Here is a 229-nt window from a genome sequence, read left to right as displayed (position 1 = left end):
CCACAGGCTGGACGAAAAGACCGGCCCGGTCAGCGACAGCGACCCGCTGGTACAGGAAGCCACCTGTCGCTTCGATCTTGCCGATGGTCCCGTGCACATCACGACCGGAGCAAATGTGCCTTATTGGTCGCTCTCGATCTATGCGCCCAACGGGGACAATCTCTATAGCCTCAACGACAGCGTTTCTAACGAAAGCAAGCTCGATCTGATCCTTGCCGATCCCATCGGC

Annotated in this window: 1 protein-coding gene; it reads left to right on the top strand. The window is 58.1% G+C overall.

What is annotated here, in order from left to right; translation table 11 throughout:
• The coding region (locus SB822_RS61640) for a hypothetical protein (RefSeq protein ID WP_410859741.1) at window positions 1-229 on the top strand (229 nt) is incomplete at both ends.

This window comes from Paraburkholderia sp. SIMBA_054, assembly GCF_046534875.1.
Lineage (GTDB): Bacteria > Pseudomonadota > Gammaproteobacteria > Burkholderiales > Burkholderiaceae > Paraburkholderia > Paraburkholderia hospita.
The sequence above is the reverse complement of the archived record's forward strand: the minus strand, read 5'-3'. Positions and strand labels throughout refer to the sequence as shown.